This window comes from Lamprocystis purpurea DSM 4197 (assembly GCF_000379525.1).
GTDB classification, from domain to species: domain Bacteria; phylum Pseudomonadota; class Gammaproteobacteria; order Chromatiales; family Chromatiaceae; genus Thiodictyon; species Thiodictyon purpureum.
Genome location: NZ_KB902408.1, coordinates 46,304 through 61,528, shown reverse-complemented (window position 1 = coordinate 61,528; position 15,225 = coordinate 46,304). Strand labels below are relative to the sequence as shown.

Annotated in this window: 13 protein-coding genes, 1 tRNA gene and 1 pseudogene; 5 read left to right on the top strand and 10 right to left on the bottom strand. The window is 67.5% G+C overall.

Annotated elements, in window-relative coordinates; genetic code table 11:
* Positions 1 to 113: 113 nt before the first annotated feature.
* Together A39O_RS0106280 and A39O_RS0106275 are read right to left on the bottom strand one after the other, a co-directional pair.
* Entirely contained in the window at positions 114 to 1,382 is a 1,269-nt protein-coding gene (locus A39O_RS0106280; RefSeq protein ID WP_020503842.1) for a type II toxin-antitoxin system HipA family toxin, read from the bottom strand.
* Entirely contained in the window at positions 1,372 to 1,695 is a 324-nt protein-coding gene (locus tag A39O_RS0106275) for a helix-turn-helix domain-containing protein (protein ID WP_020503841.1), read from the bottom strand. Before A39O_RS0106275 ends, A39O_RS0106280 begins: the two co-directional genes overlap by 11 nt.
* Before the next feature lie 578 nt (positions 1,696 to 2,273).
* Between A39O_RS0106275 and A39O_RS0106270 the strand changes: the two genes are divergently transcribed.
* Positions 2,274 to 2,837, top strand: coding sequence for a hypothetical protein (locus A39O_RS0106270; RefSeq protein WP_020503840.1), 564 nt, complete (start codon positions 2,274 to 2,276; stop codon positions 2,835 to 2,837).
* A gap of 156 nt (positions 2,838 to 2,993) precedes the next feature.
* Here the strand turns inward: A39O_RS0106270 and A39O_RS36295 are convergent, their stop codons facing one another.
* The 3 genes and pseudogenes from A39O_RS36295 to A39O_RS36290 form a co-directional block, all read right to left on the bottom strand.
* On the bottom strand, positions 2,994 to 5,372 hold the full coding sequence (locus tag A39O_RS36295) for an AAA family ATPase (protein ID WP_169338410.1): 2,379 nt from the start codon (positions 5,370 to 5,372) through the stop codon (positions 2,994 to 2,996).
* A gap of 159 nt (positions 5,373 to 5,531) precedes the next feature.
* Positions 5,532 to 7,232: pseudogene (locus A39O_RS32250) on the bottom strand (WD40 repeat domain-containing protein); the annotation flags it as partial.
* A gap of 152 nt (positions 7,233 to 7,384) precedes the next feature.
* Positions 7,385 to 8,779: a toll/interleukin-1 receptor domain-containing protein gene (locus tag A39O_RS36290; RefSeq protein WP_020503837.1), complete on the bottom strand. Its 1,395-nt coding sequence runs from the start codon at positions 8,777 to 8,779 to the stop codon at positions 7,385 to 7,387.
* A gap of 130 nt (positions 8,780 to 8,909) precedes the next feature.
* Between A39O_RS36290 and A39O_RS0106255 the strand changes: the two genes are divergently transcribed.
* The 3 genes from A39O_RS0106255 (at position 8,910) to A39O_RS0106240 (ending at position 12,467) form a co-directional block, all read left to right on the top strand.
* The gene (locus A39O_RS0106255; protein WP_020503836.1) at positions 8,910 to 9,149 is read left to right on the top strand and encodes a UPF0175 family protein; all 240 of its coding nucleotides are present in this window, start codon (positions 8,910 to 8,912) and stop codon (positions 9,147 to 9,149) included.
* A 432-nt stretch (positions 9,150 to 9,581) separates the two neighbouring features.
* Positions 9,582 to 10,652, top strand: a complete 1,071-nt coding sequence (locus A39O_RS0106245; RefSeq protein ID WP_020503834.1) for an ATP-binding protein — start codon at positions 9,582 to 9,584, stop codon at positions 10,650 to 10,652.
* Positions 10,653 to 10,655: 3 nt separating this feature from the next.
* Entirely contained in the window at positions 10,656 to 12,467 is a 1,812-nt protein-coding gene (locus tag A39O_RS0106240; RefSeq protein ID WP_020503833.1) for a vWA domain-containing protein, read from the top strand.
* A gap of 338 nt (positions 12,468 to 12,805) precedes the next feature.
* On the opposite strand, the gene A39O_RS43470 is transcribed toward A39O_RS0106240, so the two are convergent.
* The 4 genes from A39O_RS43470 to A39O_RS37960 all read right to left on the bottom strand — a co-directional run bounded on the left by A39O_RS43470 (position 12,806) and on the right by A39O_RS37960 (position 14,303).
* On the bottom strand, positions 12,806 to 13,006 hold the full coding sequence (locus tag A39O_RS43470) for a hypothetical protein (protein WP_407635628.1): 201 nt from the start codon (positions 13,004 to 13,006) through the stop codon (positions 12,806 to 12,808).
* A gap of 372 nt (positions 13,007 to 13,378) precedes the next feature.
* Positions 13,379 to 13,798 carry a hypothetical protein gene (locus A39O_RS0106225; protein WP_020503830.1) on the bottom strand — a complete coding sequence of 140 codons (420 nt, stop codon included), beginning with the start codon at positions 13,796 to 13,798 and terminating at the stop codon, positions 13,379 to 13,381.
* On the bottom strand, positions 13,795 to 14,097 hold the full coding sequence (locus A39O_RS32240) for a helix-turn-helix domain-containing protein (RefSeq protein WP_020503829.1): 303 nt from the start codon (positions 14,095 to 14,097) through the stop codon (positions 13,795 to 13,797). The genes A39O_RS0106225 and A39O_RS32240 overlap by 4 nt, the downstream gene beginning before the upstream one ends.
* A complete protein-coding gene (locus tag A39O_RS37960) occupies positions 14,094 to 14,303 on the bottom strand; it encodes a DUF3368 domain-containing protein (RefSeq protein WP_083924539.1) in 210 nt (69 codons plus the stop codon). Before A39O_RS37960 ends, A39O_RS32240 begins: the two co-directional genes overlap by 4 nt.
* Positions 14,304 to 14,364: 61 nt before the next feature.
* Between A39O_RS37960 and A39O_RS43100 the strand changes: the two genes are divergently transcribed.
* Positions 14,365 to 14,487 carry a site-specific integrase gene (locus tag A39O_RS43100; protein ID WP_020503827.1) on the top strand — a complete coding sequence of 41 codons (123 nt, stop codon included), beginning with the start codon at positions 14,365 to 14,367 and terminating at the stop codon, positions 14,485 to 14,487.
* Between the two features lie 215 nt (positions 14,488 to 14,702).
* Here the strand turns inward: A39O_RS43100 and A39O_RS0106205 are convergent.
* Positions 14,703 to 14,787, bottom strand: a tRNA-Leu gene (locus A39O_RS0106205).
* Positions 14,788 to 15,225 lie beyond the last annotated feature (438 nt).

Below are 15,225 nucleotides of genomic sequence, written 5' to 3'. Positions count from 1 at the left end.
CCGCGCCCCCTCAGTGCAACACCGCGTCCAGGCTGTCGGCAGTGAGGATGCGTTCGCACCAGGAGAGCACGGGTGGCATCGCCGACGATTGCTCGCGCTTTTTTCCCCCGCCACTATCCGTCCGAATAGCCCTCCAGGCAATACGGATTGAGAAACTGCCGCTGCCATAACGCCTGTCGCTCGGTCGTGCCAAGCTCGGCCTCGTCGCAAACGGAGTGCCACTGGCGACTGACAACATCGCGCTGGTGGTCGATCAAGGCGCGGGCCTGCGCGGCGCCGAGCCCAAAGGCGGGCGCCGCGGCGAGGCAGGTGACAAGCCGGCTGTCGCGCCGCTCGCCCGTCAACAGCATCGCTTGGCTCGCCTCCCCGCCGGTGCGCACCTGCGGGCAAATGTCGTAGGCCGGGGTGAGCCGATAGGTGCGGCCGTCCCAGAAGGCGGCGTGGTTACGTGCATGGTCGTCCGTGTTGCCGCACAGCACATTGAAGACCATGCGGCCGTAAAGCTCGGCGAGGGTCGCGCGCGCATCGGCGAAGTCCCGGCGGATACGGTGGGCCAGGTCCTCATAGCTGGCATAGCGCGCCTCCATTTCGCGCAGTCCGAGCAGGGTCAGCGCGGACAGCATGGCGCGCCGCTGCCAGCCGTCGCCCTGGCGCACGCGGTCGAAACGCTCGATCAGGAGCACTTCGCGGCCCAGCGAGCGCGTCAGCGCGACCGGGGCGATGTCCAGACCCGCCAGGCTGGCGAGACGCATGGCGAGATATTCCGCCTTGACCACGTTGTGAACGTCAGTGCTGGTAGAGAACTTGGCGATGTACTTGCGGGTGCCGCTGGTCAGCAGCGCCTTGGGGCGGGCGCCGCCGACCGAGGTGCCATGCTGGAGGGCCAGGCTCAGGGCCGGGGACAGGGGTTCGCCGCGCTCCAGATGCAGGGCCGCATCCAGCAACGCGTCCAGACTGGCCTCGGTGGATTCGCGCGGCTGGTAGTCGGATGGCGATGCCTGGAAATCCAGGGCCCCGATCCGGTCGGAACCCGACTCCAACAGGTAGGTCAGTTCGTCGAACTCGACCAGCGCGACATCCTGGCCGCGGCGTCCGGTCAGCCGATTGATGATGACGCGGCGTCCCCAGGCGTCGGGCGCCGCGTCCCGCAGACAGGCGTGGAGGTCATCGTCGCGGCGGCGCTGCCCGCCCGGTTGCAGCGGCAGTTCGTCCGGGAAGAGGCTGATCGCAGCGTCGCGCCGCAGGTAGGATCGCCCATAAGTGAAGCCATAGCCGCCCCGCGCATCCCGGCTCAGCACGCCCGCGACCACCGGCGCGAGCGCCCCCGGCAGCCAGACCCAGACATAGGCCCGATCGGCGTGGATCCCGCGCTCAGAAGTCATCGTCCACGGGCTCCGTGGCCGGGCGACGGACCCGGGAAGGCAGCAGCGTCAGCTTTTCCTGTTGGCGGGACAGCTCCCGTTCCAGCTCCCGGGGCGATTCCTGTCCGAACAGGGGGATATCCACCAAGGCGGCGGCCTCGAAATAGGTGCCGATGGCCACGCCCGGCTCGCCGCGGGTGATCCGTCGGACGGTGATGGTCCCCACGCCGATCCGCTGCGCAAGCGCTTCCCGGGACCAGCCCTTGCGGATGCGGCCTTCCTCGATCAGACCGCCCAGGAGGCGTAGGGCCTGGCGGGCGGCGGGAGAGAGCATGCGGGGACTGAGAGCCACTGGTTATTAAAGCAACGGTTAGGGCGTTAACTGATTATATAATAGACGCGCGCCACCTTCAGCACGATGAGTCCGGCGTCTCTGCACCCGTTATGGCCGCGCGCGGATGCGGCTTCCAGCCCGACTTCGGCTATTCGACCTGGGATGCCGCCATTTTGGGGCCATTTTCGCGCTTGATGGTAGGGTAAGTGCCTGAGCAAGCGAGATCATGGCGCGCGAAAACGGCTGTAGTGCCGACTTTGGTCCTTGAACCGGGCGGCGGTTTTACCGACACTATTCGGCGTCCAGCGCCAAGACCGGACGCTGAGCGCCCGCCCGGCATTCCCACGCCGGAGCATGGAAACGAGAAACGAAGCGTTGAAACCGGGTCGGAGCGTGCCTTCAAAGCCCCCGATGCGCAGGCGGAAGAAAGGGCCTTGATCATCGTTCCGGCCGGCTGCGGACGGTCCGCACAGCGGACCCTACGGTAACACCGTGGCCTGTAGGGTCCGCTGTGCGGACCGACGACCGTGCAGATCGCGCGGCGGCCGGGTTATGACCAAGGCCAACGAGAAACTCCCATGAATGCATACATCGTCGTCGAAGGTGAAGCGGACGCCGACCTGATCCGCCGACTCATCCCAGCCGAATTCAGCGATGGGATTGCCGTTGTCGCAGCCGATGGCAGGTCTTCGGCTGTCTCTTTGAGCCGGACGATACTAGGCGCGCGTCAGACCCCGACCGCACTGGTGGTCGACTCCGATACCACCAGCGATGCGCTGGCGAACGAGCAGAAAACGACGCTAAACGACTTGCTGCGCTCGGCCGCCGGGGCGACCCCGTATCTGGTCACACTGGCAATTCCCGAAACCGAGGCGATTCTGTTTTCTGCACCGGAGGTTTTGGAAAGGATCATCGGGTCGAGTCTGAGCGAGACCGACAGAATTTCCGCCAGGTTCCGACCCAAGGAAACGCTCGAGCGGCTCATACAACCAGCGGGAATATCCAGCGTAAGGGATCTCGTCTCCCGCCTCAGCGAAAGCGATCTGGCCCGCCTTCGCCGCGACCGGTTGGTCGGCGAACCCATCGAATTCATTCGGAAGTCTCTCCAGCCCGCGAACATCGGGGTCCGTCGGGCCAGTTAGGACGGCATCGACGCGGGTGTCCGATTAGCCAGGGCTGCAAGCCACTGGCTTGCGAACGCAACTGCAACTGCATTCGGCGGTTGGCGGTCGAGAAGGGACTGGAACAACGCCTTCTTTATTTTGATATCTCGGCGTGGGTTTGTGACTCTGCATACACTAATTGCTTGAAATAGCTTGCTCAACCTCCTGCCGCAGCATCCGCTCCGGCTCCTCTGCCAGCACCAGGTCACGCCACAGCGGGACCTGCCAGCGGTAGCCGGCCGCGTCGCGGCCGATCAGAAAGGCCAGTTCCAGCCGGGTCAGTGACTCCTTGATGGCCTCCGGCGCGGCCTGGTACCCGAGCCCGCCGAGCAGGTCCAGCACAGCGGCTAAGGGGAAGTGCTCCTGCCCGATCAGACCGTAAACGATCACCCGATCCAACCGCGCCGCCGCCGGGTCCGCGGTCAGTTCCCCCCAACCCTCCAGTGCGCTGCGCAGCGACCGGCTGACCAGGGCACGCTCCAGGTCCGGTTCGGTCAGCACCCGCTGTGCGAGCCCGAGCCCCTGGAGCATCTGGTCGCACAGGATGGCGATCAGGTTGGCCCGCCCGCCGGTGCGTTCCAGGATGCGCTCGACCATCCCCGCGTCGGCATAGGTCAGCCCCAGGGCCGCCATCGGCTTGGTCACCAGGTCCCGGCACGCCTCCGGCTCCAGCGCGCCGATCTGGATGGTCTCGGCGAAGTTCTTGATCGGCGACTGATAGTCGAAGCTGGCGGAGCGGTACAGGCTCCAGAAGCCGGCCAGGATGAAGTGACATCGGCCCTCGTCGCTCAAGGACCGGAAGCCGTTGAGACAGGCATAGCCGCGGGCGGCGTCCGCGGCTACGAAGGCGTCCGACTCGTCCAGCAGCAGCACCCGCCGGGTGCCGGGCAGTACCTGCGCCAACTGGCGCAGCAGGTCCGGCAGGGGCGTTGCCGCCGGCACGTCCAGTTCTTCGGCGAGTTTGGGGTTGGTGGTAGCCTGGCCCAAGGACAGATAGCGGCAGTCGATGTCCTTCCGCCCTGCGAGGCGGCGTTTTAGGGCCAGCAGCAGGCTCGACTTGCCGAGCTGGCGCCCGCCAACCACCAGATAATTGGCCAGGTCCCCGCGGTTGAGGATATCCGACAGGATGCGGGTGCGGCCGAAGAAGCCGGACTCCTTGCGCACGCCGAGGCTCGTCTGGTACGGCGAGATGCGCGCAACCTTCACATAGCGGGCGATCAGGCGCGCGAAGGCGTCCACCGGCTCCGCGGCCAGCAGCAGGGCGGAGAGTTCACCGTCCTGCGGCGCCACCCACCAGGTCTCGGGGGAGCGGCAGCGGCGGCTGAGATCCGCGCACTGGTCCGGGTCGCGCCCGAGCACGAGACAGGGCCGATCGCCGCCGGTGCCCAGCAGCGTCAGCACGTCCTGCGCCGGCCAGTCGGCGGGCGGGAAGGCAACCCGGCAGGCGCTCAGGTTCAGTGGGAAGCCGTCCCCGAGCGCCAACTCGAACTGCTCCATGGTCCCGCCCTCCCCCACCCCTTCAAGCCGCTGCCAGTTAGCCCCCAGCCGCTCGGCCAGCCAGCGCACCTGAGCCTCCGGCGACTCGCCGCGGAACTGGATCGCCCGGTCCAGCCAGCGCCCCTGCACCCCGCCGGCCGCGAGCACAGCGCCGAGCCGGCGGGTGCGCCGCAGCAGGGTGCGCGCCCGCTCCAACTGCGCGAGCCCGAGCCCGGCCAGGGCGGCCGGGTCCGCGGCCAGCCGGCGGGTCAGCGGATGGGTGTATTGGCGCAGCGACCAGAGCAGCACGGACAGGGTCAGGACCAGCGCGGCGAGCCCGGCGTAGAGCTGCCAGGGCGGGGTGGGCAGACGGATCGGCCGGTCGGCGAAGGTCCAGTCGTGGGGCGGATAGGCGCGCTCATCGACGACCAGGGTCAGACGGCTGTCCTTGTCCACCCGGGCGCCCTTGGGCAGCGCGAAGGAGAGCGGCAGATCGGCGCCCGCCTTGACCAGGGGTTGGCTTAGGCGCGGGAGGTCCGCGTCGAGACCGGTCAACTGGGCGCGCACCTCCGCCTGCTCCAGGTCCTGACCGCCTTTGTTTTGGAGCTTCACCGAGAGTGCCGGGGCGTCGCCCGGCACCAGTTCGGGCTCGGCCGCGACGGCGATTTGCGGGGCCGTTGCGCGGATCGGGGCCTCGACGGTTCCCGCGGTGCCGTGGGCGTGGTCCAGTTGGAGCCTGAGCCGGCCCGCGTGGGCTTGCGGGTCGGTCCAGGCGGCGAGATAGGAGACCTGGCCGGTCAGGTCGACCGACTGGCCGGGGTCGAGACGCGGAACGACCGGCGGCGGGGTATAGAGCAAGGGGTCGCCGAAGTCGCGCGTTTGGTGGATGCGCAGCCAATAGGCAGGGGCCGAGCCGTGGTTGACGATGCGGACTGTGACCTCGGTGGAGCCGCCGTCGCCGGTGGTCAGAGGCGGATCGGGCGTTGCGAGCGCGTAGAACTCCAGGTGGGCGGGCTCGGTGCCAGCCGGCGGGGGCACCGGGGTCAGGAGGCCGTTGACCCCTTTGCGAACCAAGAGCGAGCCGTCGTCGTCATGCCGCCAACAGCGTCCCTCGGCGGGTCGGCAGGCAACCCAGGCCCCATCGTGACCGCTGGCCAGGATCAGTTTGCTGATTCCCGTTTCCGGGTCCCACAGGCGGACAGTCTTGTTATAGGAAGCGCTGGCGAGCAGGCGCCCGTCGGGGCTGAAGGCGACCGCGCTGACCTAATCCGCGTGCCCCTCCAGGGTACGCACGGCCGCCCCGGTGGCCGGACTCCACAGGCGCACCGTGTTGTCCTTCGAGGCGCTGGCGAGCAGGCGCCCGTCGGGGCTGAAGGTGACCGCGTTGACCCAATCTCCGTGCCCCTCCAGGATACGCACGGCCGCCCCCGTAGCCGGGTCCCACAGGCGCACCGTATTGTCCCAAGAGGCGCTGGCGAGCAGGCGACCGTCGGGGCTGAAGGCGACCGCTATAACCCCATCCCCGTGCCCCTCCAAAGTGCGCACTGCGCCCCCCGAAGCCGGGTCCCACAGGCGGACGGTTTTGTCCCCCAAGGCACTGGCGAGCAGGCGACCGTCGGGGCTGAAGGCCACCGCGAAGACCAAACTCCCGTGCCCCTCCAGGGTACGCAAGGCCGCCCCCGTGGCCGGATCCGACAGGCGCACCGTGTCGTTCCCCAAGGCGCTGGCGAGCAGGCGCCCGTCGGGGCTGAAGGCCACCCCGTAGACCGTATAACCTTGCCTCTCCAGGGTGCGCACGACCGCTCCGGTGGCCGGGTCCCACAGGCGCACCGTAATGTCCTCCGAGACGCTGGCGAGCAGGCGCCCATCGGGGCTGAAGGCGAACGCGCCCCCTTCCAGGGTGCGCACCGCTGCCCCCGCTGAGGGGTCCCACAGCCGCACCGTCCCGTCCCCCAAGGCGCTGGCGAGCAGGCGCCCGTCGGGGCTGAAAGCGACCTTGTTGGCCCTATCCCCGTGCCCCTCCAGGGTGCGCACTGCACCCCCCGTAGCCGGGTCCCACAGGCGGACGGTCTTGTCCCCCGAGGCACTGGCGAGCAGGCGCCCGTCGGGGCTGAAGGCGACCGCGCTGACCCAATCTCCGTGCCCCTCCAGGGTACGCACGGCCGCCCCGGTGGCCGGACTCCACAGGCGCACCGTGTTGTCCTTCGAGGCGCTGGCGAGCAGGCGCCCGTCGGGGCTGAAGGCGACCGCGCTGACCCAATTCCCGTGGCCCTCCAGGGTGCGTACTGTCGCCCCCGTTGCCGGGTCCACCAGGCGCACCGTCTTGTCCGCCGAGGCGCTGGCGAGCAGACGCCCGTCAGGGCTGAAGGCGATCGCCGTGGCCCCCATCCAGTGACCATCGAGGGTGCGCACTGCCGCCCCCGTGTCCGAGCTCCAAAGGCGCACGGTCTTATCCTTCGACGCGCTGGCGAGTAGGCGCCCGTCTGGACTGAAAGCGACCGCGCTGGCCCCATTCCCGTGCCCTTCCAGGGTGCGCACAGCCGCTCCCGTAGCCGGGTCCCACAGGCGCACCGTCTTGTCTTGCGAGGCGCTGGCGAGCAGGCGTCCGTCGGGGCTGAAGGCGACCCCATAGACCCCATCCCCGTGCCCCTCCAGGGTGCGCACAGCCGCCCCGGTGGCTGGGTCCCACAAGCGCACCGTCTTGTCCCACGAGGCGCTGGCAAGCAGGCGCCCGTCGGGGCTGAAAGCGACCGCGTTGACCGGACCCCCGTGCCCCTCCAGGGTACGCACTGCCGCCCCTGTGGTCGGGTCCCAAAGGCTGACCGTGTTCCCCGAGGCGCTGGCGAGCAGGCGCCCGTCGGGGCTGAAGGCGATCGCATCGACTCCCGCCCGCGGCATGATCCCGGCAATGACCCCCTCCGGATCATCGATCACCTCCCCCTCCGCCACCAGCGGCGGATAATCCCCAGCCGCCAGTCCGCGGGCCAGGCACAAGAGCAAGAGCCCCCACCAGCCAAACCCCAGCCGCCGCCAAACCCTCCCCGCCCGGCTCACGAGAGCACCCGCAGCCCAGCCCGAACCAGCGCCGGGCAACGCCAGACCAGCCGCTCCTGATCCGCCGAGCCCTCGGCGCGCAGCAGGTTCAGCCAGTAGAGCCGGCGCAACAGCGGGTCGCTGATCCAGATCCGGAAGACCCCCAGGTCGGACCGGGCCAGCCAATCCTTGAGGTCCTGGCACTGGTCCGGGTCCTGGGCGATGGCGCTGAACTGGGCCTCGATCTGGCTGGAGTGTTCAAGCCGCTGGGTACACTCGGGCAGCGGCCGGCCCTTGGCCCGGAGCCGCAGGGCGTCCAGGATCAGGCGCGGGTGGCCGCCGATCGCCGTCAGGATCGCCAGGGCGTCCTCCGCGGACAGGTCCAGGGGCGGGGTGGAGCGCCGGGCCTGGTCCATCAGGTCGCCGGTGTTCCACTCGGGCCAGTGTCTGGGCTCGGCGTGGCTCAGGAGGGACAGGTCGCCCTGGGCGTACTTGAGCCCGGCGAGCCCCTCGCCGCCCACCAGCACGACGCGCAGGGCCTCACCGTGGAAGTCGGAGAGTCCACGCAGGCAGGCCGCGAGCCGCGAGCGGCCGGCGTCGGCGCAGGAGTCCAGGCCGCTGATCAGCAGGAACAGCCGCTCACCGGCGGCGAGCCGGTCCTCCAGGCGGGACTCGAAAGCGCCGGCGTCCTGGGGCGGCGGCTGCATCCCGGCGCGGCGGCCCAGGGTGGCGAAAAATTCGGCCTCGGTGGCCTCCGGACCCTGGGGCGGGGCCAGGCGCAGCGCCCGCTCGGGACCGCAGTGTTCCCTCGCCCGCTCGTGCAGCGCCGCCAGTGATCCGTTGAGTTCCCGATCCTTCTGCGCGAGCAGGATCAGGGTCGGGTAGCTGTAGAGAAGCTCGAAGACCTCGTCCAGGAAGACGCTGTCGCTGGGCAGCGGCGGCGGACCGGCCGCGGGGCCGTCGGCGGGAGCGGTCGTTGCGGCAGCGTCGGTCCCTGGTGCGGGGCGCCGGCCGGTGATGCCCCAAACCAGCCGCGCGAGGCCCTCGCCGTCGAGCCCGCCGCGCAGGTCCACCCAGGTGCGGTTGGTCAGGAACAGCGGCAGTTCCGGCTGCACCGGCGCCCCCGGTAGGACCACCGGAATGACCGGCCGGCCGTCGCGCACGGCCAAGGTCAGTGCTGCCCGCATCTCCTCGTCCTCCCAAGGCCCGATGCCGTCCGCGGCCACACAGACCGCGACGCTCGCGGCGCCCTTGATCCCCTGCTCCAACAGGCTCTGCCAGGGCAGACCTGGGCGCAACTGCTCCTCGTCCAGCCAGCAGCGCAGGCCCTGCCCCTCCAGGGCCAGTTTGAGCGCCCGCACGGCGGGCTTGTCCTTGCTGTTGTGGGACAGAAAACAATCGAAGCTGGGCATGGCCGGTTCCTTTGTCGGATCGCGAGCCGATTATGCCTCAGACGATGACGTCCGACACTCGCGCGCGAACCCGGTAAGGTCGCCAGGGTCCATAATCGCATCAACCACATCGACGCTTGGAGAATGGCCAATGCAATTATCCATCCCTGAGGAAGCCATCGCCGATCCGGGTCTCACCGAGGATGTCCTGCTGCGGGAGCTTGCCGTCGCGCTCTATCGGCACGGCCGGATCACGGTCGGCCACGGCTGCAAGGTGACCCGGCTGTCGGAGGTCGAGTTTCAGCGCCTGCTGAGTACAGAGGGCGTGGATCTGAGCTATCCGGAGCACAGCCTGGACGACGATCCGGCAACGCTGCGCTCCGGTCTTTAACCCATGCGTGACGCGGCCGAGATGCATATCAGCGACACGACGGCGATCACGAACCTGGCCGCCATTGGCAGGCTCGACCTCTGCGCCACGCCAGGACGGCCTTGGACATAAACCCGCCCACCGCGCGATCTGCACCGTCGTCGGTCCGCACAGCGGACCCTACAGGTCACAGTGTCACCGTAGGGTCCGCTGTGCGGACCCGTCCGCGGCCGGCCGGAACGATGATCAAGGCCCGTGATGGCCTCGATCAAGATGCCGGCCACTTGGTCTCGCCGGGTGCGTAGTCAGGCCATCCTGGCCTGACACGGTCAGGGCTGGAAGCCCTGACTACGCACGCCGCCGGCCGGGATTACGATCAAGGCCCGCGTTATCACCATCAACCAGAATCTCCTGGTTGAAATTCACCACCGTCGCGCCATTTTCGATCCTCAGATGAACCCCGCCATCCAACTCACCCTCAACCAAGCCTTCGAGTTCCTGCTGAATGTCGCCGTGGTGCGCCCGGTGTTCTTGTGGGGCGCGCCGGGCATCGGCAAGACCGCCTTGGTCAACCGCTTCGCCAAGGAACTGGGGCTGGAATGCGTGTCCTTGTTGGGCAGCCAACTGGCCCCCGAGGACTTGCTGGGGGTGCCGCAGATCGACGGCGATTGTTCGCGCTTTTTTCCGCCCGCCAATATCGTGCGCCGGGAGCCCTTCGTGCTGTTCCTGGACGAGCTCAATGCCGCCAGCCATGAAATCCAAAAGGCCTTTTATTCGCTGATCCTGGATCAACGGGTGGGCGAGTATCGGTTGCCGCAGGGCACCCTGGTGATCGGGGCCGGCAACCGCGCCAAGGACGCGGCCATCGTCAAGCCGATGCCCTCCGCGCTGATCAACCGCCTCGCCCATATCCATTTGCGCGCCGATCATCGGCAGTGGCTGGACTGGGCGATCAATCAGGGCGGTATTCATCCCTGGGTGGTCGAATACCTGCAACTGCGGCCGGATCATCTGTGGAGCGAGCCGCCGAAGCATGAGGAGCCGTTTTCCACACCGCGCTCCTGGCACATGCTGTCGGACGCGCTGCATTCGTTCAGCGGCACCATGGACAACACCTTGCTGGAGGCCCTGGCGTTCGGTTTGCTCAGTCCACCCCACGCCGGCCAGTTCAAGGGGTTCCTGAAACAAATTCAGCAAAAGCATACCCTCGCCGCGATCCTCAAGGGCGACGCGCATTGGCCGGATGCGCCGGGTGATCGCGATATCCTGTATTTCCTGGCGCAGTCGCTGCGCGGACTGTTGCGTAAGGAGTTGCCGCAGGACGAGGCCGACCGGCGGGGCGAGCACCAGCAGTTGGCGATGCGCGCGAAAGACCGGCTCAAGGAGCTGGCCCGCATCAGTGTGGAAATCGCCCAGTCGGTGCTGGCGGAAGATGACGAGGGGCGACGCCTGCCGACCTGGTTCCTGGTGGAAGTGGCCCGCGACCTGCCGCGTCTGGCCGGACACGATAAGGCCAAGGCCTGAGCCATGGCCCGCCCGCGACGCCCCGACCCGGCGCAAGCGGCCCGCGATGCCGGGATCGCCTTGCTGCGGGAGAAAGCGGTGCTGTTGCCCCTGCTCGGGGAGATCCATTTCATCCCCGACAAGACCCACCTGTTTGTCGCTGATAAAGGCTGGCTGGCCGTCACGCCCAAGGGGTCGGTGTATCTGCATCCGACCCGCCGTGCGGCACCCGAGGAATGGGCACGGGTGATCGGCATCGCCGCGGTCTGTCTGGGCTTCGGCATGGTGCGCGGACGTCCACCGCAGGACCTCTGGGAGACCGCCTGCCTGCTCAGTGCCGAGCGGTTCTGCGAAGAGTTGAAACTGGGGCAAGCGCCGGAGGTCTTGTGGCATGGGCCGGTCGTGGTTCCTGCCGGGGGTGAGGACACCTTTTTCAGCCGGTGGTGTGCCGATGGCGTCGAGCCGTCCCTGGCGCAATGGCAGCGATCGTGGTGCGGGGACCGGCCGCTGTTCGTGGGGCTCGACGGCACGGGCGGCGACCGTTGGCGCAAGCCGCCGGACTGGCCCGCCTTGCTGGCGGAGGGCATCGCCCAAGGCGTGGGCCGCGCCTTGCGGGTGGTCGGGGGGCGGGAGACCGCCGCCGGTCGGGTCACCGTGGCCGACAGCCCGGCCCAGCGGGCCAAGCGCCGGTTGATGGATAGCTACCCCTTGCTGGGCGCCCTGGCCGCCGGTTTCGATCTGGAGGAAGACCTGGCGCAGTGCCGGCACTACGACATCCAGGTGGCGGCAATCGATGTGGGCGCGCGGCGGATTTGGATGAATCCGGCGGCACGGCTGAGCCATCCGGAGGCGCTCTTTGTGTTCGCCCACGAGCTGCTGCATGCCGGGTTGAACCACGGCTCCCGGCGGCGCGGACGCGATCCGTTGCTGTGGAATGTCGCCTGCGATTTCCTGGTCAACGCCTGGCTGATCGACATGGGTGTCGGTACACCGCCCGCTTTGGGCCTGTTGCACGATGCCGCCTTGGCCAAGCACAGTGCGGAGGAGGTCTACGATCTGCTGGCCCGCGATCTGCGCCGCGCCCGCAAGCTCGCCACACTGCGCGGCCCCGGTCAGCCGGATATGTTGGGCGAAGCGCGGGACGGGCCTTTTGTGGATGCCGAGGAATACTGCCGCCGTGCCCTGGCGCAAGGGCTGGAGCGGTGTCTGTTCGGCGGCGGGCGCGGCACCGTCCCGGCGGGGCTGATCGAGGAGATCCGCAGCCTCAGCCAGCCGCCGATCCCCTGGGATGTGCGGCTGGCGGACTGGTTCGACGAGCGGTTTCCGCCGCCGGAACTGCGCCGCAGCTACGCCCGACCCTCGCGCCGTCAGTCCGCCACCCCCGGCATCCCCCGACCGTCACCTCTCAAACCGCCGGAGGAAGAGCGCAAGAGCCGGATCTTTGGCGTGGTGCTCGACACCTCCGGGTCGATGCCGCCGCAACTGCTGGGCAAGGCGCTGGGCGCCATCGCCAGCTACAGTCTCGCCCGTGACGTGTATGCGGTCCGCCTGGTGTGTTGCGATGCCGCCGCGTATGACAGCGGTTGGGTGGAGCCGGAACGCCTGCTGGAGCGCTTTACGCTGAAAGGTCGGGGCGGCACGGTGCTGCAACCGGGAGTCGATTGCCTCCGCCGCCTCGCCGAGCGCGGGGAGTTTCCCCGGCAGGGCCCGCTATTGGTGATTACGGATGGGGATTGCGAAGACGCGGTGGACATTGCCTTCGACCACGCCTTCTTGCTGCCGGAGGGCCGGCGCCTGCCGTTCGCGCCCAAGGGGGAGGTGTTTGCAGTGAAATGAACGCGGACGTACCGCTGACCGTACTCGACACCGTGCTGCCGCTCGTCGAGGTCTATGGCAAGGTCGCGTTCGGGCCGGGGTCGTAGGCGGGGACGAAGCGATCCGCCAAGGCCCAACGCCGTGGGCGGTTCGGGCACGACCTCCATGCTGGTTGGTCGGGTTCTATGCCTGCGGCTCCCACGCGTCGGCGGTGGAGCCGGTGCGAACGCTTGCGTTCCCGGGGGAGCAAACGGGACGCGGAGCGCCCGCTCGACAGTCCCATGCGGGAGCGTGGGAGCGAGAGAAGCGAGAAGCCACCAGGCACGATACGGTATCCGGTAATCCACACAACCCTCCGCTCAGGTCAATGCATCTGTCCAAGGTGCACCATTCTCCGAATCACGGTGTCGCGGCTCATCCGCGGGACGGCCATATTCCCACCTTCGGCATTCTAACGCAGCCAATAACTCCCGTAAGGCGGTAGCCGTCGGCTCGCTCGCGCGGGCGCGAACGTTCGTTCCATCCGTTGATCGCGAGGGTAAGAGTACCTGCGTCGGCAAGATTGAGCAATGCCTGGACTATCACGCGATACGGCCTTGATCATCGTTCCGGCCGTAGGGTGGACAAGCGCTAGCGCAGTCCACCGAATCCCGCGCCGCCGCTGGTGGACTGCGCTGCGCTTGTCCACCCTACGATGTCCCGTGGCCGGAACCGTGATCAAGGCCCGCGATACTTCGTGGCTGGGAGACCGGTCGCCAAATAGTCGAAGATCCCAATATTACTGTACGCCCACGGCGCTGCATCGATATCGAGTGGAATCCGCGAACGCTCGGCATCCAGCATCGCACGCGAGAGATCCAGAAGATAGGTTGTCTTACCGATGCCGCCTTCACCAAAAAGCACACAGTCGTCGCCCGCATTGATGGCATCGGTTAAAACAACAGCAATTCGTTCGGGGAGCCGAGGGAGGCAGCCGATGTCAGGACAGGAACACGGGCGATCAGAAACGGCTGGTCCTGACCCGAATCGCCGATCGGCTCCGGAAAGTGAAAGGACGCGTCGTGCACATATTGCCGCCCGACAATCGGGATACGCGATTTCAGCCAGCGGAGCAAACGGTCGGAGTAGATAGCGCCGTCGGCATCGACCAACGCATCCGCCCCACAGGGCCGCCGATGCTGTTCATCGGTCAGTGCCTCGCACAGACAATGGGTGAAGATGCCGCCGTCGAGTCCGTCGATCTCCTTGGCGCGGACCAGACTCTTGGTCGAAACCAGTATCCGTAGGTTGTCGTAGCGCTTCGGCTGCCAGCCATCCGCAGCGGCCTCGGCATAGCAGTAGTCGAGGATCAACAGCTTGGTCGCCCTAAAAGCTCGGCCGCTTTCGACTCATCGACCAAGTCTTCGCCTAAGGCATGGAAGACCAACTGTTTGAAGAGGATCGTCTCCTCGGGCGGATAGAGTGCGCCAGGCTCATGTTTGCGCCAGCCCCGCTCTTTGAACAGGCGACATAGCCACTGGCCAGAGGATGGCGTCAGCAGCCCTTTCTCAAACTTACTGATGGCCGTGTGGCTCACGCAGGTCCGTTCCGCCAGCTCGCGCAACGAGGGACCGGCCGCCTTGCGGGCGCGTAAGAGCCGCTGTCCGATCACGGAATCCAGGTTTCACCCAAAAAGCGGGCCAGCGCATCGGTGATCGCCCGATCATCGAGCCGCAACCCTGCGGCTCGCAGTTCACGAATGACCTGGGTCGCCGAGCTGATCTGGCCGGACCTGGCACCGGCAATCACGAGGCCGAGCGTTCCCGTCCAGACAGATGCCGAGCGTGCGAGCGGCCTTACGGGCTTCGCCGTCGTCAAGAATCGCCGTGGCCCCCAACAACCTAAGGCTCCTCAGCGCCGCCTTCCCGGCCGGTGAACTGTGGCTGCGAATCAGTTCATCGATCAGGGGCAGCGGGTCGTGGATATCCGCGACGCCTTCGCCCGGGCGTGTCGTGATGCTGGGATCACGGATTTCCATCCCCACGACCTGCGACACACCTGAGCCGCGTGGTTGGTAACCGACGGCGCGCCCATGGCGGAGAGATCCGTGACCTTCTCGGTCACAGCACGATCATGATGACAGAGCGGTGCGCGCACTTGGCTCCGGAGAACTTGCGATCGACGGTGGCCCGCTTCGATGCGTCACGTCTACGTCACGTTGCCACCGGAGAGCCAGGCTAGTCACCCGAAAAAACGGTGTAAAGGCTTGATATTGAATGGTGCGCGGAGGGGGACTCGAACCCCCACGGGTTGCCCCACTGGAACCTAAATCCAGGGCGTCTACCAATTCCGCCATCCGCGCTGAGTCGTTGTCCCTCTAGGGGCCGCCGCTCGCGGGCGGGCTCCGATTCGGGCGGGATCAGGTAAAAGTCACGGCTTGGGGCAGTGACCGATCGATCCTCAGGCACAGCAGTGCCCGCCTGCCCCGCTATTCTACACCGGATGGACGTTGCGCGAGCCCCACTTGTGATCCGCAAAGAGGGTGGGTGTGGCGCGAGTGATCGCCGACCGGGGCTCGACCCGCGCACCGCGCAAGACCGATCTGGTCCGCCAGGTACCAATGTTCGACGCGATCAGTGTTGCCGCCGGTGGCGGAGTAACGTGTACTGGCTTGGCAAACGGTCGCGCCGACTGAGGCTCAGGCGGCGCTGAGACGGGGAATGCCGCGGCACGCGATGCGGGATCAGCGGCACCTTTCAAGGTGCCTTGGCATGTGCGGTGGGCATAAGATCTTGACCTC